This window comes from Acidobacteriota bacterium, from assembly GCA_030949985.1.
Classification (GTDB): Bacteria; Acidobacteriota; Polarisedimenticolia; order J045; family J045; genus JALTMS01.
This window is the reverse complement of sequence record JAUZRX010000006.1, coordinates 108,501-125,722: the sequence shown is the minus strand read 5'-3', so window position 1 is coordinate 125,722 and position 17,222 is coordinate 108,501. Positions and strand designations below refer to the sequence as shown.

Here is a 17,222-nt window from a genome sequence, read left to right as displayed (position 1 = left end):
ACCCACCGCGCTACACCGTTCCGCATAGCGGCCCGCCACCGGCCCCACGCCCCCTCCCCCACCTGCTACGGCTGGGGATCGGAAGGGAGGTGGTCGAGGGGGCTGGAGACGGCGAGGGGGCCCGCCTGCAGAACGTGGGTGTAGATCATGGTGGTGGATACGTCCTTGTGACCGAGTAGCTCCTGGACGGTTCGGATGTCGCGGCCGTCCTCCAGGAGGTGGGTGGCGAAGCTGTGGCGCAGGGTGTGGCAGCTCGCCTTCTTCTGGATCCCGGCACGCAGGACGGCCCGGTGGAGAGCACGCTGGACGGTGGATTCGTCGAGGTGGTGTCGGCGGCGCTGGCCCGTCGGTCGATGCAGGTAGATACGGGTCGCCGGGAAGACCCATGGCCAGGAGGGCTGCCTTCCAGCGTTGGGGTACTTGCCGGCGATCGCGTCGTCCAACTCCACCCAGCCGGCGCCGCCCCGGAGATCGGCCTCGTGCTGGGCGAGGACCCGGACCAACTGGGATTGCAGCGCCGCCCGGGCCGCCCGGGGAAGGAGCGTCGCTCGATCCCTGCCCCCCTTGCCTGTCCGCACGACGCTCTGGCGGCGGCCGAAGTCGATGTCCTTGACCCGCAGCCGGCAGCATTCGAGCAGGCGCAGGCCCGCGCCGTAGAGCAGCCGCGCGATCAGGCACGGTACTCCGTCCATCTCGCCGATCAGCCGTCGGACCTCCTCGCGAGTCAGAACAGTGGGCAGCCTGGCGGGCCTTTTCGCGGGAACGATGCCGTCGAGCCAGGGTAGATCGATCTCGAGCACCTCGCGGTAGAGAAAAAGGATCGCCGACAGCGCCTGGTTCTGCGTCGAAGCACTGACCCCGCGGTCGGTTGCCAGATGGGAGAGAAACGCCGTCACCTCCGCCGCGCCCATCCGGGCCGGATGCTGCTTGCCATGAAAGAGAATCAGGCGCCGAATCCACGACCAGTACGCCTGCTCCGTCCGCCGACTCTAGTGCCGCAGGCGAATCGCCCGGCGCACGCGCTCTTCGAGACGCAGCCCGCGCCCCGCGCCGCGGCCTTCACTCCTGGCCCGATCACCACCATCGCAGCCGCCCATGAACCGATGATCACCCCGTCCCCCCGAAAAGACCCGCCTCAGCCGCGCCCGCCTGTCCCGCAACCGAGACGCCCCCCCGGCGCCCCCCGTGCTCCCCCCCGATGCGCGGCGTGCGGGTGCGCGGAGGGTCCGGCGGGTTTTCCAAACGGGTGCCGACCCCCACCACCCCGCACCCGTCCCAGCACCCGTTTGGCGCCCGCCGGTGCCCTCCCCGCACCCGCGCGCCGCGCGACCCCCACCACCAGTACCGAGGCCCCCCTACTTCGACCGGGCCCGCCGCTTCGGCGCCTTCCCCCGCGTGGCCAGAATCTGCGCCGCCTGCTCGAGACTCAAATCCTCGAGGGCCACCTCCTCCGGCAGCTTGGCGTTCAACTCACCGTTGGTGATGTACGGCCCGTAAGGCCCGTCGAGCACCTGCACCGGCCCCGCCCCCGTCGGCGGCTGGCCCAGGTCCTTGAGCACCGTGCGGGCCGCCGCCCGTCGCCCACGCCCCCGCTTGGGCCGCGCCAGAATCTCAAGCGCCCGCTCGAGGGTGATCGTGTAGACGTCGTCGTCCCCCGAGCGCAGCGAGCGCGAATCGTCCCCACACTTGATGTAGGGCCCGAAACGGCCGATGGCGGCGATCACGTCCTCGCCGCTGTCCGGGTGCTGCCCCAGGGTCCGCGGCAGCGACAGCAGCTTGGTGGCCAGGGCCAGGTCCACCGTGTCTTCGGTCACCCCCGCCGGCAGCGAGGCCCGCCTCGGCTTGGGATCGCCCTTTTCCTTGGGGCTCTCCCCGAGCTGCACGTAAGGCCCGAAGCGGCCGTGCTGGGCGTAGATGTTCAACCCCGTCTCCGGGTCGACCCCCACCAGCCGCGGTCCTTCCTGCTTCTTGCGGATCAGCTCCAGGGCCAGTTCCAGGTCCAGCTCGTCGGGAGCGATCTCGTCGGAAATCGACGCCATCACGCCGTTCATCTGCAGGTAGGGCCCATAGCGCCCGACCTTGACGATGACCTTCTCGCCGCTGGCGGGATCGACTCCCACTTCGATCGCCGGGTACTCGATCCTGGCCTCCACCTGGGAGATCTGGTCCTTCAGCCCCGGTCCGTTCCGCCCCTCACCGAGGTAGAACTGCCGCAACTGGTCCCGCCAGTCCAGCTTGCCCTGGGCGATTTCATCGAGTTGCTCCTCGAGCCGCGCCGTGAACTCGGTGTCCACGTACTCCGCGAAGTGCTGCTCGAGGAGCTGGGTCACGGCGAAGGCGGTGAAGGTGGGCACCAGGGCGTTCTTCCGCTTGCGCACGTAACCCCGGGCCTGAATCGTCTCGATGATCGTGGCATAGGTCGAGGGCCGCCCGATGCCCTCCCCTTCCAGCTTCTTGACCAGGGTCGCCTCGGTGTAGCGCGCCGGCGGCAGAGTCCGGTGCCCCAGGGGCTCGAGCCCCCGCGCCTCGAGCTCCTGGCCCGTTTTCAGCGGCGGCAGGAAGGTTTCCCGGTCGGCGATCTCCGCGTCGGGATCGTCGGAACCCTCGACGTAAGCCCGCAGGTAACCGGGGAACCGGATCGTCTTCCCCGACGCGGCGAACAGCGCCCGGGAACCGTCTTTCCGCGGCACTTCCACCTCGACGCTGGTCCGCAGCACCTGGGCGTCGGCCATCTGGCTGGCGATGGTGCGCTTCCAGATCAGCTCGTAGAGCCGCGCCTCGTCCTTTCCCAAGTGCCCGGCCACGTCCTCCGGTCGCCGGGAAAGGTCCGTGGGGCGGATCGCCTCGTGAGCCTCCTGGGCCCCGGCGGTGCGGGTCTTGTACTGCCGCCAGCCCTGGTGGTAGTCGTCACCGAAGCGAGAGCGGATCACCTTCTCCGCCTCTCCCAGGGCCGTCTCGGACAGTACCACCGAGTCGGTTCTCATGTAGGTGATCAGGCCGCCGAGGCCCTGCCCCACGTCGATGCCCTCGTAAAGCCGCTGGGCGACGCGCATGGTGTGCCGGGCGGAGAAGCCCAGCTTGCGGTTGGCCTCCTGCTGCAGCGAGGATGTGGTGAACGGCGGCGCCGGGCGCCAGGTCTGGGGCTTTTCCTCGACGCTGTGCACACGCCAGGGGCCCACCAACGAAGCGCAGATCTCCCGCGCCCGGGCCTCGTCCGGAATCCACTCCACCGCCCCGGGACGCTTGGGCTGGCCGGTGGTCTGCTCGAAGTCGGCGCCGACCGCCACCTTCTTGCCGTCCAGCCGCACCAGGCGGGCCTTGAAGGTCTTGCCCGCCGCATCCAGTTCCGCCTCGGCGTCCCAGTACTCCGCCTCGCGGAAGGCGATGCGCTCCCGCTCGCGCATCACGCACAGGCGCACGGCCACCGACTGCACCCGGCCTGCGGACAGGCCCCGGGCCACCTTCTTCCACAGCAGCGGCGAGAGGGAATAGCCGAAGAGCCGGTCGAGCACCCGCCGGCTCTCCTGGGCCCGGACCAGTGAATCGTTGATCTGCCGCGGATGCTCCACCGCCTCCCGAATCGCCCGGGGGGTGATCTCGTGGAAGGCGATGCGCTCGACGGGCACCTTGGGCTTGAGCACCTCCACCACGTGCCAGGAGATGCTCTCCCCTTCTCGATCTTCATCGGTGGCCAGCAGCAGGCGATCGGCCTTCTTGAGGGCCTCCTTGAGTTGCTTGACGTATTTCTTCTTGTCGCTGGGCGTGATGTAGAGCGGCTCGAAGCCGTCATCCACGTTGACCCCCAGCCGGGCCCACTCCTCTTTTTTGAACCTGGCCGGAATCTGGGCGGCGCTCGAGGGCAGGTCGCGAATATGACCGTAACTCGCCTCCACGAGATACCCCTTGCCGAGGATGCGGGAAATGGTCTTGGCCTTGGCCGGCGACTCGACGATGACGAGGGCGGTCATGTGTCCTTTCTCCTGCCCCGCAGCCAGCGCGGCTAACTTATCGGGCAGTGGGGCAGGTAAGTACCCGCCAATCCGCCGGTAATATTGAGAGAGATCCGGAAAAGCTCAAGCGCCGCTCCCGCCTCCGAACCCTTCCGGCCCTTCTCGATACCGGCCTTAGCTGTTTGTTTGCAGCAATTTAAAGACAGTTCCGAAATATCCGCCGGAGCGGAGCGTCAACCGGGGAAGAAGACGCTCATCACCGCGCCGCCGCTCTTCCCGTTGGCGACCTGGACCCGGGCACCCTGCAGGCGAGCCAAAGAGCGGGTCAGCATCAGCCCCAGGCCCAGACCCTCGGGAACATCGGTGTTCGACCCCCGGCTGAAAGCCTCGAAGAGCCGGCCCCGCAACTCGGCGGGAATCCCCGGACCGTGGTCCACCACCTGCACGACCACCTGGCTGCCCTCGCCTCTCACCCGCACCCGGATCCGCCGGTCCTCGCACCCCCGTGAGTACTTCTCGGCGTTGTCCAGCAGGTTCTGCAAGATCTGCCCCAGGGCGTCGTGATCGAAGCAGACGGCAGGCAGGGCGTCCTCGACTTCGACTTCCACCGTGGCCCCGGCCTGCTCGAGGGCCGGGGCGATGCGGGCCACGTGATCCCGCACCGCGGCGCCGAGATCCCCCGGCTGGGGGTCGACCTTGAGCAAGCCCTGCTCGAGACGACTGAAGCCGAGCACGTTGGACACCACCCGGCCGAGACGCTCGGCCTCTCCCGCCACCCGGCGGGCGTAGTCCCGACTCCTGGCCGGATTGCCCAGGCCGTCGGCCAGCATCTCCCCATACATCCGCAGGCTGGCCAGGGGGGTCCGGAGTTCGTGGGCCGCCGAAGCCGCGAAGCGGGAGCGCTGGCGCGCCAGGCGCTCGGCCTGCCAGACCACCACCACCGCCAGGCCTCCGGCCAAGGCCGCGGCGAGGGTCAGCACGACAAACAGCCGGTGGAAGCGTTCCGAAGCCGCCCGGGCGTGAACCGCGGCCTGCTGCAACTCCTGCCGGGGATCGACGGCGATCCCCCAGTCCACCCCCGGCAGGTGCAGGGGAGCGAACACCAGGTCGCCGGAAGAGTCCGGGCGGGCGAAACGGGCCGGCATGGGAGCCGCCTCGAGCCATTGCCCCATCGCCTCGTTGCAGACCACGAACCCCTGGGTCAGCAAACCGACGGGAGTCAGCACCCTGCGCAGCGCCACCAGGCTCGCCCCTTCCTCGAGAGGGACGGTCTTCCAACGAAATCCCTCGACCCGGATCTCCACCTGCCGCCCGGTACGCTCACCCAGGCCCACCGACACGCCACCCTGCTTGATCCGGGCGTAGATCTCGCTGGCCTCCAGGTTCTGCAGCCAATCGATCTCGTCGAGACGAACGACCCGGGATGGAAAATCCTCCTGGCGTTCCCGGGAGCGTCGAGCCAGCTTGGCCCGCATCGGGTCCTTGTCGTCCTCGCAGCAGATCGGCGCCGCGGGCTGGAGCGAACGCAACATCGCCATGTGCCGTTCCCGTTGACGGACGCAGCTCATTTCGGGCAGCTCCAGGTTCACCGTGGGCAAGCTGACCCGGCCATCGGGCCCAATCTGGAAATGGGAACGAATCAACGGGTCCGCGGGTCCCTGGGCCAGGGGCGAGGGAACCACGGAGGGACCCCGGTGGGCTCCCCGGGGATCATGATAGAGATTCTGGTAATGATAGAAGGGGCGCCGGTCTTCGTTGGCCAGCAGGGCTTCGAGACGCTGGTGCAGCTTGGTGGCCAGCGACTCGGCGGCCCGGCGGGCCCGGCGGTCCACCGCCCGCCGCCGCTGATCGGCATCGCGTCGCGTCGCCTGCTCTCCCGCCACGTAGAGCGCCGTGCTGGGCAGGGCCACGGCGACCGTGGTCAGGGCCAGGGCCAGGAGGGTGCGGGAGTATTGCTCCCGCCAGCGTCTTAGACCTCGCCCCATGCGTAACCGACTCCCGTCACCGTGACGATGATCTTCGGCGAGGCGGAGTGCTCTTCGATTTTTTGCCGCAGCTTGGCCACCGTCATGTCCACGGTGCGGGTCTGAAGGTCGCCCCGGGCGCCCCAGACGTGTTCGAGCAACTCCGCGCGACTCACGGCCCTGGTGCGATGGCGATAGAGCCAGCGGAGAATTCCCGCCTCCCGCGCGGTGAGGTGGATCTCCTCTCCATCACGCAGCGCCACGCAGCGACCCAGATCGAGGGTGCAGCCTGCGACCTCGATCACCTCGGGAACGGCAGGGGCCAGATCGGCCCGCCGTCCGATGGCGGCCACCCGGGCCAGCAGTTCCTTGGCGCCGAAAGGCTTGGTGACGTAGTCGTCGGCACCCGCCTCGAGTCCAGCGACCTTGTCGTCTTCCGAGCCCCGGGCGGTGAGCATCAGGATCGGCAGCGCCGGACGAACCTTCTTCAGCCGCCGGCAGACCTCGATCCCGTCGAAGCCCGGCAGCATCAGGTCGAGCAGCACCAGATCGAAGGTCTCGGCCGCGCCGCGCTCAGCGGCTTGGGGGCCATTCTCCGCCGTGGTCACCTGGTGTCCCGCCCCCTCGAGCAGATCGACGAGACCTTCCCGGAGCAGCGGCTCGTCTTCCACCACAAGGATCTTCATCGGCATCTCCTCCGAAAGTATAGCGATCCTGGGGTGGACAGACCGGTAAACCGTCTGTAAATCGGCAGATCCGCCCAAGCAGGGTAGAATCCCCGCCGGAGACCCTGATGAGCCAACCTTTCGATTTGCTGGTGCGCGGCGGGACCTGCCTGCTTCCCGGCGGCCGCCATCGCGCGGACGTGGGCCTGCGCGCCGGTCGCATCGCCGCCATCGGCGACCTGGCCGGCTCGAGCGCCGCGCAGACTCTCGACGCCCGGGGCCTGCACGTGCTGCCCGGCGTCATCGACACCCAGGTTCATTTTCGCGAACCCGGCCTGACCCACAAGGAGGACCTGGCCACCGGGACCGCCGCGGCGGTCCTCGGCGGGGTGACCGCCATCTTCGAGATGCCCAACACCCGGCCCAACACCCTCGGTGCGGGAGAACTCGAGGACAAACTCGCCCGGGCCGAGGGGCGCGCTCACTGCCACGTGGCCTTCTTCATCGGTGCGGCGGAAGAGAACGTCGATCACCTGGCGCGACTCGAACGCCTGCCGGGTTGCGCGGGTGTGAAGGTCTTCATGGGCTCGTCCACAGGCTCCCTGCTGGTCGAGTCCGAGGCCCTGCTCGAGCGGGTCCTCGGCTCGGGCCGGCGCCGGGTGGCCGTGCACGCCGAGGACGAAGCCCGCCTGCGCGAGCGCTTCGCCCGGGTCCGGGACGGCGCCGACCCCGCAGAACACCCCCACTGGCGGGACGCCGAGACGGCCCTGATCGCTACTCGCCGTTTGCTCGGACTGGCGCGCCGAACCGGACGCCCGGTTCACGTGCTCCATGTCAGCACCCGCGACGAGATGACGCTGCTCGCCGACGCGCGGGACATCGCCACCGTCGAGGTCACGCCTCAGCACCTGACCCTCGCCGCTCCCGAGTGCTACCGGCGGCTTGGCAGCCGGGCCCAGATGAACCCGCCGATCCGCGGCGAAGAGCACCGGGACGGGCTCTGGCTTGCGCTGCAGGCCGGCATCGTCGACGTGGTGGGCTCCGACCACGCCCCCCACACCCGCGAGGAGAAGGCCCGGCCCTACCCCGCCTCGCCTTCGGGGATGCCCGGCGTCCAGACCCTGCTGCCCCTGCTCCTCGACCATTGCGCCCGGGGGCGCCTGAGCCTCGAGCGGGTGGTGGACCTGACCTCCGCCGGACCCGCCCGGGTCTACTCGATCGCCGGCAAGGGGCGGCTGGCGGTGGGCTATGACGCCGACCTGACCCTGGTCGACCTGGAAGCCCGGCAGGAAATCACCGGGGCCTGGCTCGCCAGCCGCTGCGGCTGGAGTCCCTTCGAAGGCTGCACGGTCCAGGGCTGGCCGCGGGCCACGGTGGTGGGCGGCCGGCTCGCCATGCGGGACGGCGAAATCGTCGGCCCTCCCGGCGGACGCCCCGTGCGCTTCATCGAGACTCTGGGAGAGGCCGTCCCTCAGTAGCGATGACAGCCCTGGCAGAGCCGGTCCAGCCCGGAGGACGCCGGCAGGTGCGGGCTCGGGCTGCCGTAGAGCCGGTGGCAGGACGTGCAGCCCACCCGGCCGCCGAACCATCGCGCCGGCCCCTGGTCATCGATCACCGCGGCGGTCGCGGAGCGGCGGAAAGCCACGCCGATGGGGTGACTCCGACCCGTTTCTCCCATCGAAGGTCCCTCGGTAAACGCCGCCGCGGGAGCGCTGTTGCCGTCGTGGCAACTCAGGCAACGCAGGGAGAGCGCATCGAAGCGGGCCAGGCCTCCATCTCCGCCCGCCAGGCGCGACCCGCCGTGGATCGTATCGGCGTACAGGGCATGGGGTCGGTCCCACCGCCCGTCGGCGCCCCGGTGACAGCTCGCGCACAGCAGGGGCGGCTGGAGACGCAGGTGGAAATCGTCCGCGACACTCGTTTCCAGGGTCGACCCGTGGCGCTCATGGCAGGTCGAGCAGCCGACCAGGCCATCGACCAGGGGCAATTTTCCGGAGCGCGTCGGCCGAACCCCCAACGGGTGCATCGACAGGCCGTGGCGGGCGGGCAGGTGGCACTCGAGGCACACCTCGTCACGGACCGGGACTTCCGCCGGAACGACGGCAGGCGACGAGAGCATCACGAGACAGGCGAAGAAGAGAGGCTGAAAGCCGTGCCGAGCGGGCATGGGCAGTCCCCGCGGGGAGAGACCGATGCCTGGCGCCGCCGACCCGCACGCGGGCGCGCCGCCCTGGCGGCCATCCCCGACTCCGATCCCCACGCAAAGCCCGCCGCGACGGGCCGACGAGGAAGATAGGGCCCGCCCTCGGCACCGCGCAAAGGGACTCGATCGGGAGCGTCCTACCTGGCTTTCTCCTGTTCGTTCGATCCGCTGTCCAGCACTGGGGGCGGTACGCTGCGGTCGTAGACCCGGGTCTCGTGGCAGGCTGTCGTACAGGTCCCACCGGTCTCGCTGGGCTCGTAGCCGATGGGCAGCAACCACTGGCCGAAGCGGACATCCTTGCGCAGCAGGTGGTCACCACCACCGTGGGGCGAGTGGCACAGGGCGCAACTGCGAGACTTCTCGCGCACGACGTGCACCGTGTGCAGGTTCTTCTCGCCGTCGCGGAAACCGGTCTCCAGGGATTGGGGATCGACGATCAAGCTCTCGTCGTGACAGGCCATGCACAGGTCGTAGGAGCCGTCGAATCCCCTCGCGTAAGGACCCGCTGGAAAACTCATGGTGAACAGTCCCTGCTCTTCGGAATCGTGGGCCGGATGGCACTCCTGACAGCCCATCTCGAGAGCGTCATGGGAGACGGCGGCCTCCGCGATCACCTTGCGAATGTTCTCCACGACACCTTGTCGTCCTTCCCGCTTCTGGGTTCTGCCATGGCAGCGCCAGCACAACGCCTCACCCTCCGCCAGCAGCAGTTTCTCCTGCTCCGAGGCATGAGGGTTGTGACAGGCCGTGCACTGTCCCGCCTTCACCGGTCCGTGCACGGCCCCTGAAGCGCCGCCGATGTCATGACACATCGAACAGGCCTCGCCGACCGGATCGGGCAGGGTGAAGTCGTGCTCCTCGGCGTCGCCTTCATGACAGATGTCGCAACTCCCCTCTCCCGCCGGGTCATGGACGACCTTGGCGGCGATCATGTCCTCGTGACATTCGAGACAGCTCTGCGCATCGCCTTCTTCCGCCCCTGACGGGGTAACGGACAGGACGACGCCGACGAGCAGCAGCGACAGAACGAGCGCCACACGTCGCTCAGTAGTTCTTGTCGTCATGATCTTCTCCATGGCAACTGAGGAAGCAAGAGCCTCGCCGATACCCTCGATCCTCGAAGCGCAGTTCGCCCTTCTTGTTGGGAAAGACGATGGTGGTATCGAAGCTGATCAGGTGACTGTTGCCCGTGGTCGTTCCCCGGCTCGCGGCAATGCCGTGGGGGTCGTGGCAGGCCGAACAGGGACTGTCCTCACCGACGATGTGCTTGCGGTGTTCTTTGAAGCCGCTGGTCTTCTTGCCGAGAATGACACTCCTGACGTGGCACATGTAGCACAGTTCGTAGGCGGTGGCGCTTTCCTGGGTGAAATCCGCGATCTCGTAGTTCTTCCGCAGCAGGAACCGGTACTGACTTCCATGGGGCCCGCCGCCGTCGAAGGACTGCCCGTCGGTCAGGTTCGAAGAGTGGCAGCTCCGGCAATAGATCACGCTGTTTTCGTCCAGGTTCTGTACCAGGGAGGGCACGCTGGGGTTCCTCCCCGCCTGGGTGATCGGGTGAAACGAGATCGCATCCGTCGCGAACTCCAGCCGCGTGTTGACTTCTCCCGCGGTGCGCGGAACCGTCTCGCCGGCGTTGGTCCCATCTCCATGACACTTGAAACAGACTTCGTACTCGAAGTTCACCGGATCGACGGGATTCCCTCCCACGTCGATGCCGCTGACGCCACGGAGGGCCCCCGAAGCCGTCGGGGCGGAAACACCCCCCGGCGGCGCCACCTGGTGAGGATTGTGACAATCCGTGCACTCCACGTGCCGAGGAGCGGTCAGCGGATCTTCCTCGGGATCGTGCACGCCGCTGGTCAGGGTGACCGGGTGCCTGTACGGCTGGCCGAACTCGGCCTCGGTGTTGTCACTGGCCACGTTCATGTTGTGGCAGGCCAGGCAGGTGTCTTCCTCGTTCCGCTGATTGATCCATCGCGGCTGAGCCGCCGAATGAGGATCGTGGCAGTTTCGACAACCGTTGGCGACGACGCTGGTCTCGTCCGACTCCGGCCAGGGGTCGGGAGGGGACCCGTTCCACCCCGCCGTGGACGTGGCATGCTGGCTGCTGTCCCAGTTGGTCTTGACGTGGCAGGAAAGGCAGAGGCCCGCCTGGTAGTTGGAGGTCACGAGGAAATTCCCGTAGCTGTTGTCGTGGGGATCATGGCAGGCGGTGCACTGCATCTCTCCATTGGCATCGAGGGTGACGGGCGGATCGATCGCCGCGGGGCTTTTCAGTTCCGGATCCAAACCGGCCAGGTTGTCGTCGTAGAGGAACGACACCGGGTGATCATCGCCCAGGTCGGTCTCGAGACTGCCGGTCGACGGATCCAGCATCCGGTGCCCGGCGGGAAAGGCGATTTCGCTGGGTTCGGAGACGACGTCACCCAGGGCCACCGTGCCGTCGTGACAGGACAGGCACATCCGGGTCGCACCGGTGGGCTGTCCCGGCTGGGCGTCGAGAGTCGGACTGTCGTAGAGCAGATAGCTCGCCCGGCTGTCGTTGCGATTCCACAAGGGGGCGCGGGTCGTCGCACGGTGCGGTGCGTGGCAGAAAATGCAGATCCGCTCTTCGGTCAAGGCTTTGACCTGCCCGGGCCCGCTCGTTCCCAGGTTGTGAACGGTATTCTCGATACCGGCCCAGGAATTCACTCCGACCAGGGCGATGATCCCGAAGATGACCCTTCGAGAGTTCATGGCTGCTCCTCAGTGGCTGCTAGAAGTTGGAAAACCTGAACCCTGCGATTGTAGGCGTCGGCCACAAGCAGACGACGACCCTCCTCGACCGTAACGCCGGCAGGCATCCAGAACTCCCCGGCCCCGTGACCACGTTGCCCGAGGGCCATCAGCAGTCGGCCCTGGCCGTCGAAGATCTGGATCACGTCAAACAAGGCGTCGCTGACGTAGATTCTCCCGAGCCGGTCGACGGCCACGCCCCGGGGACGATGGAAGGTTCCCGGGCCGTCCCCCGCGACACCGAAAACCTGCCGGCTCTTCCCCTCGGCGTCGAGCACCTGGATGCGGAAGTTCATGGCGTCCACGACGTACAAACGACCCCACGGCCCAATGGCCACATCGGTGGGAAAGTTGAACCGCCCCTCCTCCGCGCCCCGCCCCCCGAGCGAGGCGGTCACGGCACCGGCGTAGTCGACGAGCGCCAATGCGTGCCGGGTCACGTCACAGACGACGATACGCTGCCGCTCGGTATCGACGGCCAGACCCGCCGGGCGGGCCAGCGCGCCCTCGGCGCTGCGCCAGGCCACACGCCCACGGACGTCGAAGGCCACCAGGCGACCGGCCATCGAGTCGCTGACGACGAGAAGATCCGACCCGACGAAGGCGCAATCGACCGGTGTGTTCAGCTTGCCCGAACCCACGTGCCGAACCTTGCCTTCCGGCCCATGGACCCACACCACGCCCGCCCCCGGATCGGCGATACACAGTCGGCCGTCGCTTCCCGTCCCCAGGCCGTGGGGCCGACGATAACCCCGCTCGCCCGGGCGGTACTCTCCCGCCCAGGCCAGGCGGGCCTTCTCCGGCGGGGCAGGCCAGACCAGCGCCTCCCCGTCCGCCGGCTCGAAGGTGGGACCAGCCTCGAACGTGCATCCGCCCAGCAGGGCGGCGAGCACGAGAGCGGCGAGGCCCATGCCTCTCATCGGAAGCGTCTCCTCATTACGATCTGCACCTCGTCACGATCATCGACCCCGGAAAGCTCCACGTCCTGGTAGCGCACATACCATAGCAGGCGCAGTTCCACGGCCCGGAGTTGCCAGCGACCCACCAGCCGGCCCTGCAAGTAGCGGCCGTGGCGCCCTAGAATCACCTCGTTCCACCGCTCGAGGCCGAGATCCACCCGCAAGCGTCCGTATTGCAGCCGGACGTCCGTGCCGAAGAGCCGGGAACGGGTGTCGTCCACCCGATCGGGGTACGTCGTCCGCCGAATCTGCCCGCGGAGGTTGACCGAGAGCGCTCGCCCACGGAGCACCTGCCAGTTGGCTCCGAACTGTTTGCTGGCATAGGAGAGGATGTTGCTCTGCCGGTCTCTCCAGGCCCCGCGAACGCCCCAGCGCCGGCCGTCGTAGCCGGCACGCACCTCGGTATCGACCAGGTCCTCCAGGCGCGCGTCGCTCAGGCCGGAGAGTTGCCGGTTGTCCTTCTGGAAACGGGATCCCCGCAGCCACAACCCCCGCGTGCCGCGCCAGGCCGCGGAAACCCTCCGGGAGATGGCCACGGTCGACAGGTCGGGCACCGAGGTCACCAGGTAGTTGATGCGCAGGGCCTGTCCGGGAACGATGTCGCCTGCGGGAACCACGACGATTTCCGTCACCCCGTCCCGTTCGACGACTTCGTAGTCCATATTCTCGACATAGACGATTGTGCCCGTCGCATCCGTCACGCTCACCGAACCGGGAACCACGTCGGGATGGGCCAGGAGAATCGGGAAACCGAGTTCGTAGGTCTGATCCTCGGTGATCGGTCGCTCTCCGGTGGGCAGAGCCTCCTCCTCCGCCCGCCGGCCCCGCGACCAGCCCAACATCAGCGCTCCCGCCTCGAGGTGCCTGGTGTAGTCGAAAGTGAGCACCGCCTCCCGCACGTCCAGGGAGCCGTCGAGGGGCAGAGCCTGGTTCTCGAGCAGGGCATAGACCCGTGTCGCCAGCGAACCCCAGAGCAAGTGACTGCCCTGGAACTTGCCCTTCTTGCTGACCCGCTTGCCGATATCCTCTTCCTGGGACTGGTATTCGAACAGGGCGTTGAGCCGGAGATCCGGCAGGGGCTGAACGGCGACCGAACCGCTGCCGAGGAGGTAGCGCGATGTGGAGGTTCCCGTGCGATCGTAGCCGTAGAAGTTGGTCGCCAGCTGCACTTTGTTCGTGCCGCCCGGGCGATAGGACAAGCCCGCGCTCATGCGATGGGTGACGTAATCCTGCCGGGCCGCAATCTCGGAATAGTCCAGCCGCTCGGCCAGCAGGGAGACTCTACCCGTCTTTCCGCGGTGGTCGACCCGAAAGCCCAGGTCATTCTTGCGTTCGTCCCGCGGGTCCCCCTTGATGCCCCAGTTCCGGCTGCGACGCCAGTGGAAGCGCAACGGCCAGCTGCGGGATTTCCGCCGGATCGACAGCACCTCGCCGCGCCGGCGCACCAGGCGCGCGGGGGCGAAGGAAGAATCGAGTTCCTGGACGAAGCTGGTCGCAACGATTTCGCCGGACCAGCGGAATCCGGGCAGCAGGCCGAGACGGAAACGATAGTCGCTGTCGTTGGTGTCCTGACGACCCGCCAGGCGTCCCGCCGTCTCGTCCACGTCCGAACGCCGCACGCGCAACGTCCCGCCGAGAGAGAAAGGAAGCAAACTCGGGTGCAGGAAAGACCCTTCGAGGTCGGCACTGACACCGCCCAGCCAGGTGCTCTCCACCTGTTCGCTGACGAGGCCCGACTGGCCCGGCCGACGACTGGCGCGCTCGAGGTGGTAGCCGAAATCCAGGTAACCCTCGCCGAGATGGACGCGGATCGGCCGGACGATACGCGCACTCTGCGCGGCCGCGAGAGCCGGGACGAAAAGCAGCAGAGCGGCGCACAATCCGCCCCGGAGCCACCCTCTCCTCACGATGCCCCCTTTCCTCGTGCGGGGAGGGGAAAATGAGGATCGTGGCAGGTCACGCAGGCCGCATCCGCGACGGGGGGGTGCCTCTCGCCGAGATAGGCCGGCCGATGGCAGGTCGTGCAGAGGCCCACCACTTCGCCCCGTAGCAGCATGGGCTGGCGGCTGCGATGGGGGAGATGACAGGCCATGCACTCCCCGGCGGCCACCGGGCCGTGCGGACGTCTGCCCGCCGGCAGCGGGTTCAACAGGCCGAGCGACTCCCCGTGACAGCGCAGGCACAGTTCCCGCCGCGACAGGCGCAGACGCGCCGCTCCCGCGCCGGGGGCCGGATTCTCACCCTGCCCGGCGTGACACTGCTGGCAGAGCCGGGCCGCGTAGGGGCCATGGGTGCTTCCCTCCCAGACCGGGCGGCGACGGGAAGCCGGCTTCGGCACGGCCGGTCGGGGCGCCGCCGTTTCTTCCTTTCGGGCTTCCTCCTGGCGGGCGGCCCGGCGGCTGGGGGGATCGTCGAAGAGCGCCTCGAGAAGCTTGACCCGCCCCTCCCGGCTGCAAGCAGCGCCGAGCAGGCAAACCGTCAGCAAAAGAGCCAAAGCTCCCCTGCGTCCGGAGCCCGGTGAATTCACGGGTGGGTCTCTGTCTCGGCCGCCTCTACCGTCTCCCCCGCACCTTCCTCGGCAGGCTGACCGGCGCCTCCAGCCGGCTCTCCAAAAGCATAGATATTGAGCTTGTGGGGCCCGGCCTGGTTGGTCACCAGCACGAGATAGCGGGGAATGATGCGCGGATCGATCCTGGCGCGGAAGTAAGGCAGCAAGCTCGTGTCGAGAGTGATCTCGAAGGGCAGGTACATGTGCCCCTCGAAGTTACCGTACCCGCCATAGACCGTCGCGGGTTGTCCATCGGGAAGAAAGATCTGGGCGTTCTCGAACGCCGCATCGAGAACGTGCAGCAAGCCGTCCTCGTCGACGGCAATCCCCTTCGGGCGGGCCAGGTTGCCGGTCCAGTCTCCCGCCGACCCGTAGCTGGCGAGGAACTCACCCTCGGGGGTGAGCTTCTGCACCCGGAAATTCATGCTGTCGCAAACATAGAGTGCGCCGTCGGCGCCGATGGTGAGAAAGGAGGGATACTTGAAAGTGCCCGGAGAGCTGCCCTCGCCGCCGATGGTACCGACCCGCTTGAGCTTCAGGCGATCGTAGACCTCGATCTCGTGATCATGGATATCGGAGACGTACAGCCGGTCGCCGCGAACCGCCACATCGGTGGGGCGCAGCGTCTCGGGGTCACCGATGGCCGTCAGGAAGTGCTGGTCACCCGGGGCATAGACCATCACCTGGCGGCGCATGACGTCGGCCACGTAGAGGGTACCGTCATCGGCGAAGGCCAGCCCCGACGGACCGGCCAGCTTGCCCCCCCCCTTGTCGTCGATGTGATCGAAGAGGCCGGCGGCCAGATCGATCTTGATCACGGTGCGCAGGCTCGAATCCGCGATGAAGATGACACCGTCATGGACGGCGATGCCCCGGGGCCGGGTGAGTTCCTTCAGCGGCTTGCCACCCAGCAGCACCGCCGACAGGCCGCGACGAGCGCCCGGCAGATCGGCGTCGCTGGTGATCGCCGTGAGGAACTGGAGCCGCGGGGCGTCCGGCGGTGGCGGGAAGAAGGCCGGTCCCGAGACCGGGGGTGCCTTGCCTGCCGGCGAGCAACCCGCGAGCGCCAGCAGGCCGAAAGCAAGCACAGCGATGACCAGTCCAGACGGGAACGCAGCCTTCATCATCAATCTCCTCGCAAATCCACCGGCCCCACACAAACGACAGGCCGGGGAGAGAATACCCCCGGCCTGTCCCCGGTGTGGGAAGACACGTGCTTTGCCGGCCCCGCGCTACTTGTCGTGACAGGTCAGGCAAAGCCCCGAGGGGTTGCCGCCCTGGCTGGTCGTCTGGGCCACGCGCAGCAGGTGCGTGTTGGCGACGGCCTCGCCGGGCGCGTCATGGACGTCGTGACAGCTGTGACACTGGACCTTACCAGCCTCCAGAACGTCGGCAATCGTACCCGATCCACCCATGGTGTTGGAAGTCGGATGCAGGCCCGTGTCGGCGGTGTCATAGACGATCGAGATGGGGTGCGTGGCGCGCAGGTCCGGGTTTCCGCCATCGCTGAGCTGCGGAATCTGGTCCCCCGTGCCGATAAAGTTGGTGCCGCCATTGTGGTTGTCGAAATCGTCGATGGCGACGGTGCCGTCATGGCAGCCGAGGCACATCTTGGTGATGCCCGTCGGCTGGGCGTCGGCGGCGCCATCGAGCGTCGAAGAGGAGTACATCGTGTAGCTCGCCGTGGACAGTGCATGGTTCCACAGAAGCCCCTCGAGTCCACGGGTGCGGCCGTGATCGTGGGGAACGTGGCAGACGCGGCAGATCTCGCCACGATCGTTCCAAGCTTCGCTCGAGAAATCGTGGGGGCTGTTGGTGATGCCGTTTCCGGCGCCATTGGCCAGAACCGGGGCCACCATCACGGTCCACAGCACGGCTGCCAGGATGGTCAGTAGGAACGCGCTCTTTTTCTTCATTGCTGGTCTCCTTGGAAGGGGTCGTGTCTTCCACTTCCTCTGCTCGAGTTTCTTGCTCCCCGTGGGCCGCAGGCGGCCAGTTCGTTTGCCGGGGGCAGGCTTACTGCCTACTTGGTAAGTCAGTCATTGTTTTACCCCGATTCGCCCCCGTTGTCGAGTGAAATTCTAGGCTTTTTGGGTGCGCCGGGAGCCGGCCGCCAAACCCTTATTTATTAGTAAGTTGCGAATCGTCATAAAGGACA

General features: G+C 67.7%; 12 protein-coding genes and 1 pseudogene. 1 reads left to right on the top strand and 12 read right to left on the bottom strand.

The window, feature by feature from the left end; translation table 11 throughout:
* Positions 1 to 65: 65 nt before the first annotated feature.
* The 4 genes and pseudogenes from Q9Q40_01355 to Q9Q40_01340 form a co-directional block, all read right to left on the bottom strand.
* A pseudogene (locus tag Q9Q40_01355) lies at positions 66 to 1,097 on the bottom strand (integron integrase).
* Between the two features lie 258 nt (positions 1,098 to 1,355).
* On the bottom strand, positions 1,356 to 3,968 hold the full coding sequence (gene topA / locus Q9Q40_01350) for a type I DNA topoisomerase (protein MDQ7005858.1): 2,613 nt from the start codon (positions 3,966 to 3,968) through the stop codon (positions 1,356 to 1,358).
* Positions 3,969 to 4,183: 215 nt separating this feature from the next.
* Positions 4,184 to 5,935, bottom strand: a complete 1,752-nt coding sequence (locus tag Q9Q40_01345; GenBank protein ID MDQ7005857.1) for a HAMP domain-containing sensor histidine kinase — start codon at positions 5,933 to 5,935, stop codon at positions 4,184 to 4,186.
* Positions 5,920 to 6,600 (bottom strand): response regulator transcription factor, encoded by a 681-nt coding sequence (locus Q9Q40_01340; protein ID MDQ7005856.1) that lies wholly within the window; start codon positions 6,598 to 6,600, stop codon positions 5,920 to 5,922. Before Q9Q40_01340 ends, Q9Q40_01345 begins: the two co-directional genes overlap by 16 nt.
* 107 nt (positions 6,601 to 6,707) lie before the next feature.
* On the opposite strand from Q9Q40_01340, the gene Q9Q40_01335 reads away from it, so the two are divergent.
* Positions 6,708 to 8,057, top strand: coding sequence for a dihydroorotase (locus Q9Q40_01335; GenBank protein MDQ7005855.1), 1,350 nt, complete (start codon positions 6,708 to 6,710; stop codon positions 8,055 to 8,057).
* Here the strand turns inward: Q9Q40_01335 and Q9Q40_01330 are convergent.
* The 8 genes from Q9Q40_01330 to Q9Q40_01295 form a co-directional block, all read right to left on the bottom strand.
* Positions 8,051 to 8,746, bottom strand: coding sequence for a cytochrome c3 family protein (locus Q9Q40_01330; protein MDQ7005854.1), 696 nt, complete (start codon positions 8,744 to 8,746; stop codon positions 8,051 to 8,053). The two genes, Q9Q40_01335 and Q9Q40_01330, sit on opposite strands and share 7 nt — an antisense overlap.
* A 173-nt stretch (positions 8,747 to 8,919) precedes the next feature.
* Positions 8,920 to 9,846 carry a cytochrome c3 family protein gene (locus tag Q9Q40_01325; GenBank protein MDQ7005853.1) on the bottom strand — a complete coding sequence of 309 codons (927 nt, stop codon included), beginning with the start codon at positions 9,844 to 9,846 and terminating at the stop codon, positions 8,920 to 8,922.
* Entirely contained in the window at positions 9,827 to 11,518 is a 1,692-nt protein-coding gene (locus Q9Q40_01320) for a cytochrome c3 family protein (GenBank protein MDQ7005852.1), read from the bottom strand. Before Q9Q40_01320 ends, Q9Q40_01325 begins: the two co-directional genes overlap by 20 nt.
* Positions 11,515 to 12,477 (bottom strand): hypothetical protein, encoded by a 963-nt coding sequence (locus Q9Q40_01315; protein ID MDQ7005851.1) that lies wholly within the window; start codon positions 12,475 to 12,477, stop codon positions 11,515 to 11,517. Before Q9Q40_01315 ends, Q9Q40_01320 begins: the two co-directional genes overlap by 4 nt.
* On the bottom strand, positions 12,474 to 14,423 hold the full coding sequence (locus Q9Q40_01310; protein MDQ7005850.1) for a hypothetical protein: 1,950 nt from the start codon (positions 14,421 to 14,423) through the stop codon (positions 12,474 to 12,476). The genes Q9Q40_01315 and Q9Q40_01310 overlap by 4 nt, the downstream gene beginning before the upstream one ends.
* Positions 14,420 to 15,010 (bottom strand): cytochrome c3 family protein, encoded by a 591-nt coding sequence (locus Q9Q40_01305; GenBank protein ID MDQ7005849.1) that lies wholly within the window; start codon positions 15,008 to 15,010, stop codon positions 14,420 to 14,422. The genes Q9Q40_01310 and Q9Q40_01305 overlap by 4 nt, the downstream gene beginning before the upstream one ends.
* A 29-nt stretch (positions 15,011 to 15,039) precedes the next feature.
* Positions 15,040 to 16,188, bottom strand: a complete 1,149-nt coding sequence (locus tag Q9Q40_01300) for a hypothetical protein (GenBank protein MDQ7005848.1) — start codon at positions 16,186 to 16,188, stop codon at positions 15,040 to 15,042.
* A 108-nt stretch (positions 16,189 to 16,296) separates the two neighbouring features.
* Positions 16,297 to 16,980, bottom strand: coding sequence for a cytochrome C (locus Q9Q40_01295; protein MDQ7005847.1), 684 nt, complete (start codon positions 16,978 to 16,980; stop codon positions 16,297 to 16,299).
* Positions 16,981 to 17,222 lie beyond the last annotated feature (242 nt).

What these genes read in the sequence shown, in the direction of transcription:
- topA (MDQ7005858.1), bottom strand. Translation starts at nt 3,968, where the DNA reads ATGACCGCCCTCGTCATCGTCGAGTCGCCGGCCAAGGCCAAGACCATT.
- Q9Q40_01345 (MDQ7005857.1), bottom strand. Translation starts at nt 5,935, where the DNA reads ATGGGGCGAGGTCTAAGACGCTGGCGGGAGCAATACTCCCGCACCCTC.
- Q9Q40_01340 (MDQ7005856.1), bottom strand. Translation starts at nt 6,600, where the DNA reads ATGAAGATCCTTGTGGTGGAAGACGAGCCGCTGCTCCGGGAAGGTCTC.
- Q9Q40_01335 (MDQ7005855.1), top strand. Translation starts at nt 6,708, where the DNA reads ATGAGCCAACCTTTCGATTTGCTGGTGCGCGGCGGGACCTGCCTGCTT.
- Q9Q40_01330 (MDQ7005854.1), bottom strand. Translation starts at nt 8,746, where the DNA reads ATGCCCGCTCGGCACGGCTTTCAGCCTCTCTTCTTCGCCTGTCTCGTG.
- Q9Q40_01325 (MDQ7005853.1), bottom strand. Translation starts at nt 9,846, where the DNA reads ATGACGACAAGAACTACTGAGCGACGTGTGGCGCTCGTTCTGTCGCTG.
- Q9Q40_01320 (MDQ7005852.1), bottom strand. Translation starts at nt 11,518, where the DNA reads ATGAACTCTCGAAGGGTCATCTTCGGGATCATCGCCCTGGTCGGAGTG.
- Q9Q40_01315 (MDQ7005851.1), bottom strand. Translation starts at nt 12,477, where the DNA reads ATGAGAGGCATGGGCCTCGCCGCTCTCGTGCTCGCCGCCCTGCTGGGC.
- Q9Q40_01300 (MDQ7005848.1), bottom strand. Translation starts at nt 16,188, where the DNA reads ATGAAGGCTGCGTTCCCGTCTGGACTGGTCATCGCTGTGCTTGCTTTC.
- Q9Q40_01295 (MDQ7005847.1), bottom strand. Translation starts at nt 16,980, where the DNA reads ATGAAGAAAAAGAGCGCGTTCCTACTGACCATCCTGGCAGCCGTGCTG.